Source organism: Spirillospora sp. NPDC048911 (assembly GCF_043198015.1).
Taxonomy (GTDB): domain Bacteria; phylum Actinomycetota; class Actinomycetes; order Streptosporangiales; family Streptosporangiaceae; genus Spirillospora.
In genome coordinates this window covers 440,037-458,374 of record NZ_JBICUD010000003.1, presented here as the reverse complement: position 1 = coordinate 458,374, position 18,338 = coordinate 440,037, and the positions used below count along the sequence as shown (strand labels likewise).

Genomic DNA, 18,338 nt, shown 5'->3' with positions numbered 1-18,338 from the left:
GTCCGATCGCGGGGAGGTTGTCCAGATCTCACCACGAACGCCCAGCTCGGAGCAGGTGCTCCCGGGCCGTCGTCACGTGCGGAGTGTCCGCGGCCCCGGCGCGCCAGGCCAGGAAGCCCGTGTTGATCGGCGGGTCGGCGGGCTCCAGCAGCGGCACCAGTGCCCCTGAGGCGAGCTCGTCCAGGCACAGGTAACGCGGCAGCACGGTGAACCCTGCCCCGGCGACGACGGCCGCGAGGACGCCGCGCAGGTCGGGGATCACCACGGCGGCGGGGCCGTTCAGCCGGGTGCCGAACACGTGCCGCCAGTAGCGCCGCGCGATCGGCAGGTCCTCGGCGTAGGTGATGAGCGGCACACCCGACAGCGCCGCGGGCCCCGCGCTCTCCACGCGGCCCGGCCCGATCCGTTCGGCCCAGGCGCGCCCGGCGACGAGGACGAACTCCTCGTCCGCCAGCGGCGCGGCGACGAGCGCGCGGCCGCGCGGGCGGACGGTCGACACGACGAGATCGAACTGGCCCGCCCGCAGCCCGCCGAGCAGATCGTCGGTCAGCCCGAGGGTGATCCGGAGCCGCAGCCCCTCGCGCACCAGCGGGGCGAGGGAGGGCAGTGCCCGCGCGCTGAGCAGCTCCGCGGGGCCCGCCAGATGGACCGGCTCGGCGGGCACGTCCTCGGCCGCGCCGTCGCCGCCGCCCGCCACCACCGTGAGGGCGTCGAGCGGCCCGGCGATCTGCGCGGCGAGCTGGTCGGCCATCGCGGTCGGGGCGACGCCGCGCGGGAGGCGCTCGAAGAGCGGCCGGCCGAGCTGCCGTTCGAGGGCCCGCATCTGGGCGGTGACCGTCGGCTGGGACACGCCGAGCAGGTGGGACGCGGCGGTGAACGAGCCCGCCCGGTGCACGGCGAGGAACGTCCTGAGGTGGTTCAGGTCCAGGGGTCCGCCGGGATGGAGGACATTCGAGCCATCAGGATTCCTATGGGACATGTTGAAGAGTCTATTTGTAGGTGTATGGAGCCGGACCTAGTGTCGGAGACATCGCCGAACTGACGATCAGAGCGCAGAACGTCAGATCGTCCCGCCCGGGGCGCGCGCGACCCTCCACCACCAACGGAGAGACCACGATGTCGAAGATCCTTTTTGTGATGACCGGCGCGGACCACTGGACGCTCGCCGACGGAACGAAACACCCGACCGGCTACTGGGCCGAGGAGCTCCTGGCCCCTCACCGCGCGTTCAGCCAGGCGGGCCACGAGATCGTCGTGGCCACCCCGGGCGGCGTGGTCCCCACGGCCGACCAGGGCAGCCTGTCGGCCGAGGTGAACGACGGCCAGGCCGGAGCCGACGCGGTCACCGCCGAGCTGGCCTCCATCACGGCGCTGCGGAGCCCGGTCAAGCTCGAGGACGCCGACCTCGCGGACTTCGACGCCGTCTTCTACCCCGGCGGCCACGGCCCCATGGAGGACCTGGCGGTCGACGCCGCGTCCGGCCGCCTGCTCACCGCCGCCCTCGACTCCGGCAAGCCGCTCGGCGTCGTCTGCCACGGGCCCGCCGCGCTGCTCGCGGCCGAGCGGGCCGACGGCTCCTCGCCCTTCGCGGGCTACCGGCTGACCGGTTTCACCAATGCCGAGGAGACCCAGGCGGGCTTCGCGGACAAGGCCGAGTGGCTCCTCCAGGACCGGCTGGCCGCCCTCGGCGCCGACTTCCAGCAGGGCGAGCCGTGGGCGCCCCACGTGGTCGTCGACCGCAACCTCTACACCGGCCAGAACCCCGCCTCATCCGTGCCGCTCGCCGCCGAGATGCTCAAGGCGCTGGGCTGAAGGCGCCGGGCTGAGCCATGGCCGCCGACCGGCTGACCGAGATCCTGGACGCCACGTACGCCTGCCTGAACCTGCACGGCGTGCGGCGCACGACCATGGATGACATCGCCCGTGAAGCGGGTATCTCCCGGTCAGCGGTCTATCAGTACGTCCGGAACAAGGACGACGCCTTCCGCCGGCTCGCCGGGCGCCTGCACGACGAGGCGCTCGGCCGGGCCAGGGAGGCGGCGTCCGCCGACGCCCCGCCCGCCGACCGGGTGCGCGGGGTGCTCGGCGCCAAGCTCGGCCTCGTGCGCTCACTGACAGGGGAGTCACCGCACGCGGCCGAGCTGCTGGACCAGAAGATCCGGTTGTTCGCGGACATCTGCTCGCGGTTCGTCACCGAGCTGAAGTCCCTGCTGGCCGGGGTCTTCGCCGAGGCCGGGGTGATCGGCTCGGTCACCCCGGCGCAGGCCGCCGACATCTGCATAGCCCTCGTCATGGGCCTGGAGGAGCTGCCGGACGGCACCCGTCTCCTCCAGCCCGCGTCGGACGCGCTGATCAGCGGCCTGCTGGCCGGCCGGTGAGCCGCCCGGAGCGGGCCACATCGATCTTTCTTGGAGGTTCAGTCATGCCCGTCAAGAGCAGGGAGGTCCACCTGGTGGCCCGGCCCCGGGGGGAGCCCGGTCCGTCGGACTTCGCCCTCGTCGAGACGGAGGTGCCGGATCCGGGGCAGGACCAGATCCTCGTCCGCAACGACTGGATCTCGGTCGACCCGTACATGCGGGGCCGGATGAACGACGTGGAGTCCTACGTCCCGCCGTTCGGGCTGAACGAGGTCATGACCGGCGGCGCCGTCGGCACGGTGGTCGAGTCGAACCTGGTCGGCGTGCCCGCCGGCACGACCGTCCGGCACTTCCTCGGCTGGCGCGAGCACGCGCTGCTGGGCAAGGGCTCGTTCGAGGTCGTCGACACCTCGCTCGCGCCGCTCCAGGCCTATCTCGGCGTCCTCGGCCTGACCGGCCTGACCGCCTACGCCGGGCTCAAGCGGATCGCGCCGGTCGGCGAGGGCGAGGTGGTCTTCGTCTCCGGCGCGGCCGGGGCCGTCGGCAGCACCGCCGCCGAACTCGCCAAATGCCTGGGGGCCTCGAAGGTCATCGGCTCCGCGGGCGGGCCCGGCAAGACCAGGCGGATCGTCGAGGAGTTCGGGTACGACGCCGCCGTGGACTACAAGGCGGGCGACATCGAGGGGCAGCTGAGGGCGGCCGCGCCGGACGGCATCGACGTCTACTTCGACAACGTCGGCGGCGAGCATCTGCGCGCGGCCCTGGCGGCGCTGCGGACCAACGGGCGCGTCGCGATGTGCGGCGCGATCTCCCAGTACAACGCCACCGAGCCCGTCCCCGGGCCCGACAACCTCTTCCTCGCCGTCGGCAAGCGGCTCACGCTGCGCGGCTTCATCGTGGGCGACCACGTGGACCTGGCCCCCGAGTACGGCCGGATGGCCGCGGCGCTGCTCCGCGAGGGCCGGCTGCGCAGCGAGGAGACCGTCGTCGACGGCATCGAGAACGCCGTGGACGCCTTCCTCGGCCTGCTCCGCGGCGCCAACACCGGAAAAATGCTCGTACGCCTCTAAAGACTCGTACGCATCTAAAGGGGGATAAAAGCATGCAGAACATCACTCTCAACAACGGCGTCGTCATGCCGCAGCTCGGCTTCGGCGTCTGGCAGGTGTCCGACGACGAGGCCCATACCGCCGTCACCGAGGCGCTCAACGCCGGGTACCGCAGCATCGACACGGCCCGGATCTACGAGAACGAGGAAGGCGTCGGCCGGGCCATCGCCGACTCGGACGTGCCGAGGGAAGAGCTGTTCATCACCACCAAGCTCTGGAACACCGACCACGCGCACGACGACGCGCTCCGCGCGTTCGACGCGAGCCTGTCGCGCCTCGGCCTCGATTACGTGGACCTCTACCTCATGCACTGGCCGGTGCCCAGCCAGGACAAGTACGTCGAGGCATGGCGGGCCATGGAGAAGATCTACGCAGACGGCCGCGCCAAGGCGATCGGCACCTCCAACTTCACCGCCGAGACCCTGACCCGTCTCCTGAAGGAGACCGAGACCGTCCCGGTGCTCAACCAGATCGAGCTCCACCCGTACCTCTCCCAGCGCGAGATGCGCGCTTTCGACGCCGACCACGGCATCGTCACCGAGGCTTGGAGCCCGCTGGGCCAGGGCAAGGGCCTGCTCGACGACTCGGCCCTCAAGCCGATCGCCGAGAAGCACGGCGCGTCCCCGGCCCAGGTGGTGCTGCGCTGGCACCTGCAGAGCGGCAACGTCGTGATCCCGAAGTCGGTCACGCCCTCACGGATCAAGGAGAACATCGACGTGTTCGGCTTCGAGCTGGACGCCACCGACATGGGGCAGATCGACGCCCTGGACAAGGGCGAGCGCTTCGGCCCCGATCCCGCGACGTTCGACTGGATGGGCTGAAAAATCGGCCGATAGACGAGCTGAGCCACATTTAAGAGGCCGCTCCCGATAGGGGAGCGGCCTCTTCGCGTAATTGATCGAGCGCGTCCGGTGACGAGAGAATGGCGGAGTGGACGAGGTGAATCTGATCCCGGCGCCCCGCACGATCGAATACCGGGGTGGTTCCGGCGCGTTCGGCGGGGACGTGCGCGGGCGAGTCGACCCGGCGCTGGGCAGCGAGGCCTACCGGCTGACCGTGGGGGCGGACGGGGCCGAGATCGTGGGCGGGGACGAGGCCGGGGTCTTCTGGGGACGGCAGACGCTGCGGCAACTGCTCGGGCCCGACTCCTTCCGGCCGGCGACGATCGGCGAGCCGCCGGTCGTCCCGTACGTGACGATCGAGGACCGGCCGCGGTTCGGGTGGCGGGGCTTCATGCTGGACGTGGCGCGGCACTTCATGCCCAAGGACGGCGTGCTCCGCTATGTCGACCTGCTGGCCGCGCACAAGCTGAACGTGCTGCACCTGCACCTGACCGACGACCAGGGCTGGCGCGTCGAGATCGAGCGGTATCCCCGGCTGACCGAGGTCGGGGCGTGGCGGCGCCGCAGCCAGCGCGGGTGGGGGCAGCCTCCGCAGTGGGACGAACGGCCGCACGGAGGCTTCTACACCCAGGACGACCTGCGGGAGATCGTGGCGTACGCGGCCGAGCGGCACATCACCGTCGTTCCCGAGATCGACATCCCAGGGCACTCGCAGGCGGCGATCGCCGCGTACCCCGAGCTGGGCAACGGTGACGTCGTCGACGTCGAGGCCCTCGAGGTGAAGACCGACTGGGGCGTCAACCCGAACGTGCTCAACGCGAGCGAGTCGACGCTGCGCTTCTACGAGGGGGTACTGGAGGAGGTCCTCGACATCTTCCCCGGCACCTTCGTGCACATGGGCGGCGACGAGTGCCTCAAGGACCAGTGGCAGCGGTCGCCGGCGGCGCAGGCGCGCATCCGCGAGCTCGGGGTGGCGGACGAGGAGGGGCTGCAGAGCTGGATCATCCGGCACTTCGACCGCTGGCTCGCCGAACGCGGGCGCCGGCTCATCGGCTGGGACGAGATCATGGAAGGCGGGCTCCTGGAGGGTGGGCTCTCCGAGGGGGCGACGATCGCCTCGTGGCGGGGCTGTGATCCCGGGATCGCCGCGGCGGAGGCCGGCCACGACGTGGTGATGTGCCCCAGCGAGGCGGTCTACCTGGACTACCGGCAGTCCGAGGACGACGGCGAGCCGGTGCCGGTCGGGAAGGTGAACACCCTGGAGGACGTCTACCGGTTCGATCCCGTGCCGCCGCGCCTGGTCGGCACCTCCCATGCGGAGAGGGTTCTGGGCGCGCAGGCGAACATGTGGACCGAGGTCGCCGAGACACCGCAGCGCGTGGACTACCAGACCTTCCCGCGGCTGGTCGCGTTCGCCGAGACCGTGTGGTCGGAACGCCGCGACTTCGAGTCGTTCCGGCGGCGGTTGAACGCGGCGCACTACGCGCGGCTGGACGCCCTGGGCGTCGACTACCGCCCTCCGTCGGGTCCTCGTCCGTGGCACAGCAGGCCGGGAATCCTCGGCTATTCGCGATAACGATCAGCCACGACCGAGGGCGTCTCGACGGGGCGTCCGGCGGTGATCGACTGCGCGAGGCGCACGTACTGTCCTTGGGCCCAGGCGAGGGGCGCGGCGGACCCGGTGGGCTTGCCGAAGACGAACCCGAACTGGTCTGGCCGGTCCCACGCCTGCTCGGGAATGAGGTAACCCTGGTTGGCTGAGTCGGCCATCGCCTGGAGACGCGAACTCGCCGAACGTCCGGCGGCGAGCTCGTACTCGCCGCGTTCACCGGACAGCAGCGGCCAGACGCGGCCGGTCAGCTGGCCATGACCGGCGGGCCAGCCCGTGCCGTCGGCCTGACTCTCGCCGTACGAGTCGTGGTTGTAGCGGTGCCAGTAGACGGCGCCTCCGGGCGTCGTCACCGAGTCGACGCTGTCGAGCTCCGGCAGCGAGGCGGTGACCTTGGCGTACGACGCGGGGCGGATGCCGAGCCGGACCAGGTCGAGGAATCCGCCGTCGACGATGTCGCGCTCCCACCACGTGCCGTCGTGGAACGTACGGGCGTGGGTGTCGTTGGGATCGGTGTCGTGCTCGATGCGTTCGTAGTACTGGTGGTCGCCGAAGTAGCCCGTCGTGGTGAACGTCCAGCCGTCGAGCGACCCGCGCCACGAGTCGGCCGTCGACTCGTACCGGGCGGCGCTCGCGGTGTCGCCGTTGCGGCGCGCGATGTCGGCGGCGCACACCAGCCCGGCGATCTCGGCGGCGACGGTCGAGGGCGAGATGCCGTCCTGCTCCTCCCAGCGTTCGCCGGGGGTGCGCGGCCCGATGTCCACGAGGTGGTCGGCGGTGAGCTTGATCTTGTTCCAGTCGGCGGCGCCGGTGAGCCCCGCGTGCCAGGCGAGCACGATCGCGAAGGCGTCCTGATCGAGCTGCTCGCAGCAGCCGAGCTGCTGCGGCGTCGCGCCGCTCACTCCGCCCACCGGCGAGTAGCGCGGGAACGAGCCGGGGCCGTACCAGACGCCGTCGCCCTGGGTCCACGTGGTGATCTGCTGCCGGTCCCACAGCCAGCGGGCCATCCGCCCGGCCTGGGCGGCGTCGCCGGCCGCGAGCAGGGCGGTCGCCTGCTGGTAGAGGTCGCGGCCCCAGACGCGATGGTAGCCGTCGTTCAAAGCGTCACCGTTGACGTGGTCGCCCCATGGGGTGGAGAGCGAAGCGACGTTCGCGCCAGGGAACGTCTTGTCCTCGGAGGCGTGCAGGCCCATGACGCTCACGTTGTACGTGCGGCGCCGCTTGGCGTCACCCGAGACGCTCGCGGGCACCGGCTTGGTAAGGCCGCCGAGGTAGCTCTGCCAGCCCGTCCGGTACGCGGTCTCCACGGAGGCGAATCCGGCGTTGAGGGAGGCCGTGGCACCGGCGGTGGCGGCGGCCCGATCGGGGCCGAACCCCAGCGCGAGGGTGAACGTGCTGTCGCCGCCGACCGGGATCTGCGCGGTCTGGACGATGTTGCCGGGGCTCGTCGCGTCGTACTCCGCGGTCAGCCTCTTGCCGGCCTGCAGATCGCGAAAGCCGTCGCTGGCCGTGCCGCTGTAGCCCGTCGACCGCCGCGCGAACCCCGCCGACGACTTCAGCGCCGAGGCGACCGTGCCGCCGAAGACCGGTTGCGGGTCGCTCGCCACCAGCGCGCCGCTCGCGGCGTCGGAGGTCCCGGTGTCGTTGCCGCCGCCACCGGCCAGCGACGGGTTGTAGAGCACGTACAGCTGGTACGAGCCGCCGTCGAGCGACTGGAAGCGGGTGCGGACGAGCAGCGTGGACCGCGCGGGATCGGTCACGTAAATGTTGGTGATCTTGTAGCGGCCGCTCCGCGCCGTGTTGGTCACCGTGTACTCCAGCGCCTTCTCGTCCGGCATCGAGACCGTGTGCGTGGTCGCGTCGCGTTCGAGCTCGGCGAAGGACGAGCCGTCGGTCACCACGTACTGCATGTCCTGCACGTCGGCGACGTCGGCACGCGGATAGAACACCTCCGACGTGACCCCCTTGGCGACCGTGAACCACACCTTCGACCCCGGCGTGGTCGCCGTGCCCAGGGCGGACTTGTCGCCGGTGGACCACGACGACCCGCCGCCCGGCGCACCCGGAGCCTCCGGCCCCGCGGCCGCGGCCCGGGCCGGTGAGGGAACGAACAGGGACAGGATCAGGAGGAGCGCCGTCATCACCCGCATGCTCCGAGCCTCCTACAGCCGGGACGCCCTTTCCAGGGGCGTCCCGGGCCCAAGATCTGCGTCAGGCGCAGAGGTCGCGGAGCTCCTGCACCGCCTCCCGGAGCCTGTCGGCGAAGGTGTGCATCGCCTCGGCCACCGACGCGGGGGTGCTCAGGTAGATGTTGAGGCGATCGGGGAGGAGGACGTAGGCGACCCCGATGCACTGGGGGCTCGTCGACCCGAACCCGAAGTACCGGATGTTGGTGGACGGCGCGGAGCTGGTGCTCAGGTAGTCGTCCCGCAGCTTGATCCAGCCGGGGGAGCTGAACAGCGTCAGCGGCTCGGTCACCCCGAGCTCGTCGCCGCGCCGCTTCTGGATCAGTTGCAGCTCCCAGAGGTGCTGCTCGGGCACCTGGCCCGCCTGGGACGCCTTGGCGCGCTCGACGTGCTTCTCGGCGGCGGCGCGGAAGGCCGCGCGGCGGGTCTCGGCGTCGGCGCCCGGGTCGTCCATCACCTCGACGAATCGGACCACCTCGGGCGTGACGACCCGCATCGCCTCGGTGCGCCCGCGCCGGTACTGGCGCGTGGCGATCGACTCGTAGGTGGCGCCGACGAACCCCTTGGCGCGCTTGTGGGCGAGCTGGTAGGCCATCTGCACGAACGCGTCCGGCGACGTGCGCAGCCGTTTGGCCTCGCTGGCGCCGAAATCCTCGAACGACACGGTGGTCGTGGCGGTGTCGGCGGCGTACCGCGCGAACGACTCGGCCGCGGCCTGTACGTCGGCGCGCAGGCCGGCGGTGAGCACGAACTCGATGGCGCCGACCGCGGGGGAGCCCTGCGGACGGGCGCCGGACCGCCGCGAGTGCTCCTCGGCCGGTTCGCCCAGCAGCGTGTCGACGAAGCTCAGGATCGTGGTGCCGTCCAGGCCGCAGTGCTCGACGTTGATGCCCGCGGTGCCGTCGGCGAAGACGACGAACGAGACCGCCTTGTCGAACCACCGGTTGCCGCTGTCGCCGTGCAGCAGGTGGTCGCAGGCGTCGAGATCGTCCCGGGGAGCGAAGTCCTCCAGGCAGACGCAGAACAGCGCCGTCTCGACGTCGTACAGCCTGGCCGCGTTCCCCGGGTCGGCCGCCAGCAGCGCCTCGCGGCTCGCCGCCCACTCCGCGCGGGCCTTGGTGGTCAGGTGGCCGGCCGGGGTCTCCGCCCGCACGTCGTTCTTCATGATCTCGGTGAGCCCGTCGGCGAGCTCGCCGAGCGTGTGGGGCCGGCCGTCCGGGCCGATCACGTCCATGCGGAGCAGGTGGCCGCGGAAGAACACGACGATGTGCCGCGCCTTCGACGGGCCGGGCCACTCGTCCGAGTACGGCGAGCGCACGGTGTCCTGCGCGACGCCGGGGATGCGGGTCGTGGAGAAGAGGAACTTGTTCTGCTCCATCGTGAGCGGCTTGCCGCGCTGCACGATGGGCGGGATGCGCTCGTCGTCGAGCAGGGCCTTGTAGCTCAGCGCGGCCGCGATGAGCCCGGCGGCCCGTTCGGCCTGTCCCTGGCCGGAGCCTTGGAAGAGCTGAACGGAGTCCTGGAAGAGGAAGAAGAAGTTGGCGTTGAGCGCGATGCGGTCGCGGCGGCCGAGATAGCGGTACGGCCAGAACGTGTCGAGCCAGCTGTGCACGCCCTCGCTCGCGTCGTACTCCTCCAGCGCCGCCTGCAGCTTGCGGCCGGGACCGTCCGGGCGCAGGAAGGAGTCCAGTGCCTTCTCGGTCTCCGCCAGTTCGTCCGGGGTGAGCAACGGCGCGCACCAGTCGATGAGGCGCCTGCCGCTGTCGTCCAGCGAGGGCAGCGGCACCCGTGGCAGATGATCCTCGTTGCCGAAGGTGCGGGGGGAGTGGCTCTGGCTGTCGTTCACTCGATCCTCGTTCTGGGCTAGGTGGGACGTGAGATGAAGAGCTCCGCGTAGAACCAGCCGTCGGTCTCCAGACCGTCCGGATCCACGTCGACGTCGGAGAGCCTGTCCAGCACGAGGGACTGCTCTTCGGGCGTCGCGAAGCGCCGCTGCTTGAAGACGCCGTCGTGCCGGACGGTCTCGTATCCGGCCGCGGCGAGGCTCTCGGTGACGGGATCGAAAGGGAACATCCGGAGCACGAAGTGTGCCATCCACGGCTTGCGGTCACCATGGGCCGCGACGATGCGGGCGATGGTCCGCTCGGTGACATAGCCGATGCAGCCGGTCGAGATGACGAGGTCCACGCCGGCGAGCCGTTCCCGCTCGGGCTCGGTGGGGTCGCGCTCTTCGAGGTCCGCGTGCAGGGCGCCGTCGATGAAACCGGCCTCCAGCGCGTACGAGAGGGCCTCGCGGGACGCGTCGAGCCCGAGGAAGCGGACGCGCTTCTGGCCGTCGTGCGCCTGCACGAGCTCGCGGTCGCGGGACAGGAGCTCACCGAGATCGGCGCCGTCCGCGTCCCCGTACCGCTCGTACAGGTCGGCCATGGTGACGTCGCATCGCAGCAGCGCCGCGTTGATGCCGTAGGAACAGCCGAGGTCGAGCACGGTCGGGACCGAGACGTCCCGCGCGTCCCGGTACTCCTGGATGAGGTCGGCGAAGAACGGCTTGGCGAGCTCGGGGATGGCGTAGCCGAGCCCGCGCAACGTGCCGAAATAGGCGCGCGGATCGGGCTGCGTGTAGATGTGGTCGAGTGAGATCTTCCCGGTCGTGTCGACGTCCACAGCGGGTCTCCTAGTCCACGAGATGGCCGGCTAGTCCAAGAGCTGGTCGACCCGGACCGACCCGGCGTTCAGATGCGCCGGCAGCACGCGCCCGAACAGTTGCCGCGTCCGTGCCACGCTGCCGATGACGCCCGGCCGCTCGCTGTAGGCGAAGATCGCGGAGTGGCGGGCCCGCGTCCCCTCGACGGCGCTCACGCGATGCAGCGCGTAGCGCCCCTTGAACAGCTGCAGATCGCCCGGCCGCAGCGAGAGCCGCCGCACCCGCGATCCGCCGCGCCCGTCCAGAACGCTGCGGACGTCATCGAAGTTCTCTGCCTCCGCCGACCTGATGTTGGGGCAGTACTCGAAGACGCCGCCCGCCTCCGGCTCCTGGGTGAGCATGCTGACGGTGAACTCGTTGGTGTCGAAATGCCAGGGGTGCTCCTTGCCCGGCTGCAGGACGTTGAGGCACAGGCCGGAGAGCGGGTCCGCGAGCTCGAAGACGCGCGGCAGCCCGAAGCACGCGGCGACGAACCGCTGGAACGGCTCGCTGGAATAGAGCCGCTGAATAACGGAGCCGGGCGGAATCCGGTCGCGGGCGACAAAAGCGTTCCCGCGCTCGAACGTCACCCGTCCCGGATGCCCTTCGGGGAGCTCGGAATCGGTCGCGATGTTATAGACATTGACGGTCTCGACGTCATAGTGCGCCAGCGGGGCCACGGCGGCGCCCTCGCGGCCCAGGGCGTCGCGCACCGGCGGGCGGAGGAAGTCCGGGAGCACGCTGCAGCCGGAACTTCGCAGGTCAGCCTGGATTCGGTCGATGAGAGGCCCCCATTCGGCGGGCCTCGCCAGCGGATAGCGGGCCGTGTCGACCATCCGTTCGACCGATGTGCTCATGAAGACCCTCTCGCCGGACTTGAGAAAAGTCTTAGCACATCAATTAGTGCGTATTCATTGCGGCATTTACGGACACGACTTATCAGCGAACTTCGGAATGGGTGCCGTGACCTGCGCTTTCAGGGGCCCTTTGGACGGGCCGTACAACGGCCCGTTCGGCCGGATGTGTTCCACATCACGCCCGCTGAGCGAGCATCCGCCGCTTGCCGCCCGGCACGTTCTCTTCCCCGGCCACGGTGAAATCCCCGGGCAGCAGCGAGGCGGGTTCACCGGCTTCCAGGCACCACTCCACCGGCAGCCGCGGCCGCTCGATCCGCGCGTCCATGGTGAACGCCTCCCAGGCCAGCGCGCCGCCGGGCATGACTGCGCCCGCCCCGGACCCGAACACGGCCCGGTCCCAGAACCCCGTGCACCACACCGCCGCGAAGGGCTCCTCCGCGCGCCACGTGCCGAGGTCGGCGTGCACCAGGGTGAGGAGCTCCCGGACGCCCCGCCGCCGCGCCTCCCGATCGAGCAGGTCCAGCGCCACATCGGACACGTCGACCGCCGTCACCCGGCGCCCGCCCGCGGCCGCGAGCAGCGCGCTCCCCGAAGGCCCGCACGCCAGATCGAGCACCGGCCCGTCCGGTAGCCGCAGCGCGAGCGCCGCCTCCGCCAGCGGACGCGCCGTGAACGAGCCGCCCACACCACTTTCGTACTTGGCGTTCCACCGGAGCCGGTCGGGATGACCGTCCAGCTCACCCCGCACGTCACCCATGCCGCGGACCCTACCTCCACCACGCGGAACCGGCCGCGGCGGCTCGCCTCCGGTTGCGGCTCATCTCCCGTTGTGGCTCATCTCCGGTTGCGGCTCGCCGGCCTCATCGTGCGGTTGGAGACGACGTCGTCGATGAGCCCGTACTCCTTGGCCTCGTCGGCGCTGTAGAACTTGTCGCGTTCGAGGTCGTCGCGGATCTGGCCGACCGGCCTGCCGGTGTGCTTGGCGAGGGCGTCCTCCAGCAGCTCCCGCATGCGCAGGATCTCGTTCGCCACGATCTCCAGGTCGCTGGACTGCCCGCTGGCGCCCTCGATACCGGGCTGGTGCAGCATGATCCGGCAGTGCGGCAGGGCCAGGCGCTTGCCCGGGGTGCCGGCCGCCAGGATCAGCGCCGCCGCCGACGCGGCCTGCCCGAGGCAGACCGTCTGGATCTCGGGCCGGATGAAGTTCATCGTGTCGTAGATCCCGGTCATCGAGGTGAACGAGCCGCCGGGGGAGTTGATGTAGATGCTGATGTCACGGTCGGGATCCAGCGTCTCCAGGGTCAGCAGCTGGGCGATGACGTCGTTGGCCGACGTGTCGTCCACCTGCACGCCGAGGAAGACGATCCGTTCTTGGAACAGCTTGTTGAACGGATCCATCTCCTTGATGCCATAGGAGGTCCGTTCGGTGAACGACGGCAGGACGTACCGTCCCTGGGGAGTGCCTGTTGCAGAGCTCATACGGGGGTCACCTGGGCCGTGGTCTGGACGACGGGGTCGATGGAAGAGGAGGGCGGGCGGCGGACATCAGGTCAGCCCCGGGGGCGCCATGCCCGCCACGTCGTGGACGAAGCCGTACGCGAGGGCCTGGGTGGCGGTGAAGAGGCGGCCCCGTTCCGCGTCGTCCTGGATCTCCTCGACGGCCCGCCCGGTCACCTCCGCCAGCCGCTGGTAGAGCGCGGCCACCAGGCGCCGGTGCTCCTTCTCCCGCATCGCGAGCTCGGCGGCCGTGCCGTCGAACCGCTGCGTGGGCCGGTCGAGCCGCAGCACGGCGTGCCGGGTCATCTCGCGCCGCCGCGCGGCCGCCAGGATCGCCAGCGCCGCGCCGCCGACCTCGCCCACCACCAGCGCGTGGACCGGGCAGGCGAGCACGTCGATGGTGTCGACCAGGCTGAACGCGGCGTCCAGCGTCGCGTCCCGGGTCCGCAGATGCAGCGTGATGGGCCCGTCGCCGAGCGCGTCCAGGGTCATGAGCTCCGAGGCCAGCCCGGCGGCGCGCTCCCCGTCCAGCTCACCGAAGGCCATCACCATGCGCGGCTGCCGCAGCGGATGGACCTCGTAGCTGGTGACGCGGATCGGCGCCAGCGCCTCGTTCGCCCGCGGCGGGGCGAGCGGCTCGTCGTCGAACGGGGCGAACCCCGGCCGGAACGGCCGCGGGTCGCGATCTGGTGGCTCCGGCGGAAACGAGGCGCTCATGTCTCCCCTTCCCGGGGCGTCGACCTGCGGCGTTCCTCCTACCGTCGACGTTATCTCTCATTCGAGGCGTCCCCAAGGGCCGCCGCCCGATCGGTCCGCCGCCCGCGCAGGGTACGGGCCAGCGGTTCGGCGGTCCGGGCCAGCAGCGGTCCGGCGATGGCGAGGATGAGGACGTAGGCGGCGGCGAGCGGGCCCAGCCGCGGATTGATCCCGGCGGAGACCGCCAGGCCCGCGATGACGATGTTGAACTCGCCGCGCGGGACGAGCGACGCCCCCGCCCGGAGCCGCCCTGTCGTCGCGACGCCCGCGCGGCGCGCGGCCAGCCAGCCGGTGCCGAGCTTGGTCAGGACGCCGGCGACGGCGAGCAGCGCCGCGACCCCCAGCACGGGCGGGAGATCGGCGGGGTCGGTGTGCAGGCCGAAGAAGACGAAGAACACGGCGGCGAACAGATCCCGCAGCGGTGCCAGCAGGTCCCGCGCGGTGTGCGCGAGCGGGCCGGACAGCGCGATGCCGACGAGGAACGCGCCGACGGCGGCCGAGACCTGCAACTGCTGGGCGAGCCCGGCGACGAGCAGCGTCAGGCCGAGCACCTTGAGCAGCAGGACCTCGTCGGTGGGGCTGGCGACGAACCGTTCGACCAGTCGCCCGTGCCGCAGCGCGATGAAGAGGATCACGGCGATGGTCGCCGCCGCGATGCCGAGCGTCGTCGCGCCCTCGGCCAGCGACGCCCCGGCCAGGACGGCGGTGAGGATGGGCAGGTACGCGGCCATCGCCAGGTCCTCGAACACCAGGATCGACAGCACCGCCGGGGTCTCCCGGTTGCCCAGCCAGCCGAGGTCGCCCATCACCTTGGCGGTGATGCCCGACGAGGTGACGTAGGTGATGCCGCCGAGCGCGACGGCGGCCACCGGCCCCCAGCCGAGCAGGAAGGCCGCGAGCACGCCCGGCGTGGCGTTGAGCAGCAGATCCGCGACGCCGGCCGGGGCGGAGGACCGCAGCGTGCCCACGAGCTCGCTCGCGGTGTACTCGAGGCCGAGGGTGAACAGCAGCAGGATGACCCCGACCTCGGCGCCGATCGCGACGAAGTCCTCGCTGGCGCCCAGCGGCAGGATGCCGCCGGAGCCGAACGCGAGCCCCGCCACGAGGTAGAGCGGGATGGCCGAGATGGAGAAACGGACGGCGGTGGCGCCCAGCAGCCCGAGGGCGAGGACGATGGCGCCGAGTTCGATCAGCTGGATGGCACCGTGCATCGTCAGCCGCTGGCCAGGATGGCGGCCACCGCCGCGGTGCCCTCGCCCGTGCCGACCACGACCACGATGTCGCCGGCCGCGAAGACGAAGTCGGGCCGCGGGCTCGCGATCACGTTCCCGCCGCGCACCACGGCCACGATCGACGCGCCGGTGCGGGTCCGCGCCCGCGTGCCGGCCAGCGGCCGGCCGTCGAACGGTGATCCCGCCGCGATCGGGAGCTGCTCGGTGACCAGGCCCTCCACCTGCCGGTGCAGCTCGGCCAGCCGTTCCACCACCCGGTCCGAGCCGAGCAGCTCGGCCAGCCCGTTGGCCTCCTCGCCGGTCAGGGCGACCGACACCACGCACGTGTCGGGATCGTCCTTGTCATAGACGACCAGATCCCGCCGGCCGGTGCGGTGCGACACCACCCCCAGCTGCCGCCCGCGGCCCGTGGTGAACACGTGCCGCAACCCGATCCCCGGCAACGAGGTCCGTTCGACGTCCATAGCCCCTCCGCTCCACGATCATCGCAATCATGACATGCCGAAACAGCCCTTCCATGCGCCCGATATCCCCGGCCGGTCCGTCCGGTGGCCAGGTCGAGCCGTGGCCGTGACATGGGGCGGTGGACCCCTTCATCATCGGCGGATGAAGGCGATCCGCTATCACCGGTATGGTGCGCCGCACGTCCTCGAACTCGAGGACCTCGAGATGCCCGTGGTCAAGGACGACGAGATACTGGTCCGCGTCAGAGCCGCGTCGGTCAACCCGCTCGACTGGCACAACATGAGAGGCACGCCATACGTCGTTCGGATGATGGCCGGGCTGCGCCGTCCCAAGTTCAACGGACTGGCGGTCGACATGGCGGGCGCCGTCGAGGCCGTGGGCAAGAACGTCACCGCGTTCGCGCCGGGGGACGAGGTGTTCGGCTGGCACAAAGGGACCCTCGCCGAATACATCACGGTCGCTGAGAACGGGGTGGTCCTCAAGAAACCGGGCGACCTGACGTTCGAGCAAGCGGCGTCCGTGCCCGTGGCAGGGCTCACGGCGTTGCAGGGTCTGCGCGACAAGGGGCGGATCGAGGCCGGGCACAAGGTCCTGGTCAACGGCGCGGCCGGAGGCGTGGGCACGTTCGCGGTGCAGATCGCCAAGGCGCTGGGGGCGGAGGTGACCGGCGTGTGCGGCGGCGGGAACGTGAAGATGGTCGAGTCGATCGGCGCCGACAGGGTCATCGACTACACCCAGGAGGACTACACCCGGACGGACAGGCGCTACGACATCGTCCTCGACGTGGCGGCGAACCGGACCCTGTCCGAGAGCCGGCGCGTGCTGACCCACGACGGCGTGCTCGTGGGCGTCGGCCTGGCGAGCCCTGGCATGTGGATCGGGCCACTGCTCGGCCCGGTGAAGATGCTCCTGCTGTCCCGGCTGGTGAGCCAGCGGTTCGCGCCCTTCCTGGCGCGCGAGAACAGAGACGACCTCGCCGTCCTGCGCGACCTCCTGGAGGCCGGCAAGGTCACACCGGTCATCGACCGGACGTACACGCTGAGCGAGACCCCCGAGGCCATCGGCTACCTCGAGGAAGGCCACGCCAAGGGCAAGGTCGTCATCACCCTTTAAGGAGCGGCCGGTCAAAAGGAACGGCCGGGCATGGTGTGGGGCCATGCCCGGCCGTCGTTCGTGGCACGCGCGTCAAGGCGCGTCGTTACGGCACGTCCACCCAGTCGAGGGTGCGGTTGACGGCCTTCTTCCAGCCCGCGTAGCCGGACTCGCGCTGCTCGCCGGTCCACTCGGGCTGCCAGCGCTTGTCCTCGTTCCAGTTCTGCTTGAGCTCCTCGGTGGACTTCCAGAAGCCGACGGCGAGGCCCGCGGCGTAGGCCGCGCCCAGGGCGGTCGTCTCGGCGACGACCGGCTTGGAGACGGGGACGCCGAGGATGTCGGCCTGGAGCTGCATGCACAGCTCGTTGGCCGTGACGCCGCCGTCCACGCGGAGCACGTCGAGGGTCACTCCGGAGTCCTGGCGCATCGCCTCGACGACGTCGCGGGTCTGGTAGCAGATGGATTCGAGGGTGGCGCGGGCCAGGTGGGCGTTGGTGTTGAAGCGGGACAGGCCGACGATGGCGCCGCGCGCGTCCGACCGCCAGTACGGCGCGAAGAGGCCGGAGAACGCCGGGACGAAGTAGACGCCGCCGTTGTCCTCGACCTGGCGGGCGAGCGCCTCGCTCTGCGCGGCGCCGGAGATGATGCCGAGCTGGTCGCGCAGCCACTGCACCGCCGACCCCGTCACCGCGATGGAGCCTTCGAGCGCGTAGACGGGCTTGTCCGAGCCGAACTGGTAGCAGACCGTGGTGAGCAGGCCGTTCTGGGAACGGACGAGCTCCTCGCCGGTGTTGAGCAGGAGGAAGTTGCCGGTGCCATAGGTGTTCTTGGCCTCGCCAGGGCTGAAGCACACCTGGCCCACGGTGGCGGCCTGCTGGTCACCGAGAATCCCGGAGATCGGGACCTCGCCGCCGAGCGGGCCGTGCCGCTGGGTGAGGCCGTACGGCTCGGGGGTGGAGGACGGCTTGATCTCCGGCAGCATCGCGCGGGGGATCCCGAAGAAGGACAGGAGCTCGTCGTCCCAGTCGAGGGTCTCCAGGTCCATCAGCATGGTCCGGCTGGCGTTGGTCGGGTCGGTGACGTGCACGCCGCCGTCGGTGCCGCCGGTCAGGTTCCAGACGAGCCAGCTGTCGGTGTTGCCGAAGATCGCGTCACCCGCCTCCGCGGCCTCGCGCACGCCGTCGACGTTCTCCAGGATCCACTGGATCTTCCCGCCGGAGAAGTAGGTCGCCGGCGGCAGGCCCGCCTTGCGGCGGATGACGTCGCCGCGGCCGTCCCGGTCGAGGGCGGCGGCGATCCGGTCGGTCCGGGTGTCCTGCCAGACGATCGCGTTGTAGTACGGGCGGCCCGTGTGCCGGTTCCAGACCACGGTCGTCTCGCGCTGGTTGGTGATGCCCAGCGCGGCCAGGTCCGACGCGGCGAGGTCGGCCTTGTTGAGGGCGGTCTGGATGACGGCGCGGGTGCGTTCCCAGATCTCGGTGGGGTTGTGCTCGACCCAGCCGGCCTGCGGCAGGATCTGGTCGTGCTCGAGCTGGTGGCGGGCGATCTCGTTGCCGCCGTGGTCGAAGATCATGAAGCGGGTGCTGGTCGTGCCCTGGTCGATCGCGCCGACGTAGTCAGGCATGCGTGCCACCTGTTCTCTCGAGGTCTGGT

General features: G+C 71.0%; 17 protein-coding genes. 6 read left to right on the top strand and 11 right to left on the bottom strand.

Features of this window, described 5'->3' with window-relative positions:
- Nucleotides 1-28 precede the first annotated feature (28 nt).
- Nucleotides 29-979 (bottom strand): LysR family transcriptional regulator, encoded by a 951-nt coding sequence (locus ACGFNU_RS16230; RefSeq protein WP_392594201.1) that lies wholly within the window; start codon nt 977-979, stop codon nt 29-31.
- Between the two features lie 137 nt (nt 980-1,116).
- Here ACGFNU_RS16230 and ACGFNU_RS16225 point away from each other — a divergent pair, with 137 nt between their 5' ends.
- The 5 genes from ACGFNU_RS16225 (at nt 1,117) to ACGFNU_RS16205 (ending at nt 5,884) form a co-directional block, all read left to right on the top strand.
- Entirely contained in the window at nt 1,117-1,812 is a 696-nt protein-coding gene (locus ACGFNU_RS16225) for a type 1 glutamine amidotransferase domain-containing protein (RefSeq protein WP_392594199.1), read from the top strand.
- Between the two features lie 17 nt (nt 1,813-1,829).
- Entirely contained in the window at nt 1,830-2,378 is a 549-nt protein-coding gene (locus ACGFNU_RS16220) for a TetR/AcrR family transcriptional regulator (protein WP_392594197.1), read from the top strand.
- A gap of 44 nt (nt 2,379-2,422) precedes the next feature.
- On the top strand, nt 2,423-3,427 hold the full coding sequence (locus ACGFNU_RS16215; protein ID WP_392594195.1) for an NADP-dependent oxidoreductase: 1,005 nt from the start codon (nt 2,423-2,425) through the stop codon (nt 3,425-3,427).
- A gap of 32 nt (nt 3,428-3,459) precedes the next feature.
- A complete protein-coding gene (locus ACGFNU_RS16210) occupies nt 3,460-4,287 on the top strand; it encodes an aldo/keto reductase (RefSeq protein WP_392594193.1) in 828 nt (275 codons plus the stop codon).
- A gap of 145 nt (nt 4,288-4,432) precedes the next feature.
- Complete coding sequence (locus ACGFNU_RS16205) at nt 4,433-5,884, top strand: beta-N-acetylhexosaminidase (RefSeq protein WP_392594915.1); 1,452 nt, start codon at nt 4,433-4,435, stop codon at nt 5,882-5,884.
- Here ACGFNU_RS16205 and ACGFNU_RS16200 read toward each other — a convergent pair.
- The 9 genes from ACGFNU_RS16200 to ACGFNU_RS16160 all read right to left on the bottom strand — a co-directional run bounded on the left by ACGFNU_RS16200 (nt 5,872) and on the right by ACGFNU_RS16160 (nt 15,592).
- Nucleotides 5,872-8,067, bottom strand: a complete 2,196-nt coding sequence (locus ACGFNU_RS16200; protein WP_392594191.1) for a glycoside hydrolase family 15 protein — start codon at nt 8,065-8,067, stop codon at nt 5,872-5,874. The two genes, ACGFNU_RS16205 and ACGFNU_RS16200, sit on opposite strands and share 13 nt — an antisense overlap.
- Nucleotides 8,068-8,128: 61 nt before the next feature.
- Nucleotides 8,129-9,949 carry a choline/carnitine O-acyltransferase gene (locus ACGFNU_RS16195; RefSeq protein ID WP_392594190.1) on the bottom strand — a complete coding sequence of 607 codons (1,821 nt, stop codon included), beginning with the start codon at nt 9,947-9,949 and terminating at the stop codon, nt 8,129-8,131.
- 17 nt (nt 9,950-9,966) lie between these two features.
- On the bottom strand, nt 9,967-10,767 hold the full coding sequence (locus ACGFNU_RS16190) for a class I SAM-dependent methyltransferase (protein ID WP_392594188.1): 801 nt from the start codon (nt 10,765-10,767) through the stop codon (nt 9,967-9,969).
- 30 nt (nt 10,768-10,797) lie between these two features.
- Nucleotides 10,798-11,643, bottom strand: coding sequence for an arpA protein (locus ACGFNU_RS16185; protein ID WP_392594186.1), 846 nt, complete (start codon nt 11,641-11,643; stop codon nt 10,798-10,800).
- A 175-nt stretch (nt 11,644-11,818) separates the two neighbouring features.
- Nucleotides 11,819-12,400: an SAM-dependent methyltransferase gene (locus ACGFNU_RS16180; protein WP_392594184.1), complete on the bottom strand. Its 582-nt coding sequence runs from the start codon at nt 12,398-12,400 to the stop codon at nt 11,819-11,821.
- A gap of 77 nt (nt 12,401-12,477) precedes the next feature.
- Nucleotides 12,478-13,122, bottom strand: a complete 645-nt coding sequence (locus ACGFNU_RS16175; protein ID WP_392594182.1) for an ATP-dependent Clp protease proteolytic subunit — start codon at nt 13,120-13,122, stop codon at nt 12,478-12,480.
- A 66-nt stretch (nt 13,123-13,188) separates the two neighbouring features.
- Entirely contained in the window at nt 13,189-13,857 is a 669-nt protein-coding gene (locus ACGFNU_RS16170; protein ID WP_392594180.1) for an ATP-dependent Clp protease proteolytic subunit, read from the bottom strand.
- 50 nt (nt 13,858-13,907) lie between these two features.
- Entirely contained in the window at nt 13,908-15,107 is a 1,200-nt protein-coding gene (locus ACGFNU_RS16165; RefSeq protein WP_392594178.1) for a cation:proton antiporter, read from the bottom strand.
- 2 nt (nt 15,108-15,109) lie between these two features.
- Nucleotides 15,110-15,592 carry a cation:proton antiporter regulatory subunit gene (locus ACGFNU_RS16160; protein ID WP_392594176.1) on the bottom strand — a complete coding sequence of 161 codons (483 nt, stop codon included), beginning with the start codon at nt 15,590-15,592 and terminating at the stop codon, nt 15,110-15,112.
- Between the two features lie 142 nt (nt 15,593-15,734).
- On the opposite strand from ACGFNU_RS16160, the gene ACGFNU_RS16155 reads away from it, so the two are divergent.
- Entirely contained in the window at nt 15,735-16,706 is a 972-nt protein-coding gene (locus tag ACGFNU_RS16155; protein WP_392594174.1) for an NAD(P)-dependent alcohol dehydrogenase, read from the top strand.
- An 85-nt stretch (nt 16,707-16,791) separates the two neighbouring features.
- Here the strand turns inward: ACGFNU_RS16155 and glpK are convergent, their stop codons facing one another.
- Nucleotides 16,792-18,309: a glycerol kinase GlpK gene (glpK, locus tag ACGFNU_RS16150; protein ID WP_392594172.1), complete on the bottom strand. Its 1,518-nt coding sequence runs from the start codon at nt 18,307-18,309 to the stop codon at nt 16,792-16,794.
- Nucleotides 18,310-18,338: the final 29 nt, after the last annotated feature.

Coding starts and splice junctions, on each gene's coding strand:
- ACGFNU_RS16230 (WP_392594201.1), bottom strand. CDS start 979: ATGTCCCATAGGAATCCTGATGGCTCGAATGTCCTCCATCCCGGCGGA.
- ACGFNU_RS16225 (WP_392594199.1), top strand. CDS start 1,117: ATGTCGAAGATCCTTTTTGTGATGACCGGCGCGGACCACTGGACGCTC.
- ACGFNU_RS16220 (WP_392594197.1), top strand. CDS start 1,830: ATGGCCGCCGACCGGCTGACCGAGATCCTGGACGCCACGTACGCCTGC.
- ACGFNU_RS16215 (WP_392594195.1), top strand. CDS start 2,423: ATGCCCGTCAAGAGCAGGGAGGTCCACCTGGTGGCCCGGCCCCGGGGG.
- ACGFNU_RS16210 (WP_392594193.1), top strand. CDS start 3,460: ATGCAGAACATCACTCTCAACAACGGCGTCGTCATGCCGCAGCTCGGC.
- ACGFNU_RS16200 (WP_392594191.1), bottom strand. CDS start 8,067: ATGCGGGTGATGACGGCGCTCCTCCTGATCCTGTCCCTGTTCGTTCCC.
- ACGFNU_RS16185 (WP_392594186.1), bottom strand. CDS start 11,643: ATGAGCACATCGGTCGAACGGATGGTCGACACGGCCCGCTATCCGCTG.
- ACGFNU_RS16180 (WP_392594184.1), bottom strand. CDS start 12,400: ATGGGTGACGTGCGGGGTGAGCTGGACGGTCATCCCGACCGGCTCCGG.
- ACGFNU_RS16175 (WP_392594182.1), bottom strand. CDS start 13,122: ATGAGCTCTGCAACAGGCACTCCCCAGGGACGGTACGTCCTGCCGTCG.
- ACGFNU_RS16170 (WP_392594180.1), bottom strand. CDS start 13,857: ATGAGCGCCTCGTTTCCGCCGGAGCCACCAGATCGCGACCCGCGGCCG.
- ACGFNU_RS16165 (WP_392594178.1), bottom strand. CDS start 15,107: ATGCACGGTGCCATCCAGCTGATCGAACTCGGCGCCATCGTCCTCGCC.
- ACGFNU_RS16160 (WP_392594176.1), bottom strand. CDS start 15,592: ATGGACGTCGAACGGACCTCGTTGCCGGGGATCGGGTTGCGGCACGTG.
- ACGFNU_RS16155 (WP_392594174.1), top strand. CDS start 15,735: ATGAAGGCGATCCGCTATCACCGGTATGGTGCGCCGCACGTCCTCGAA.
- glpK (WP_392594172.1), bottom strand. CDS start 18,309: ATGCCTGACTACGTCGGCGCGATCGACCAGGGCACGACCAGCACCCGC.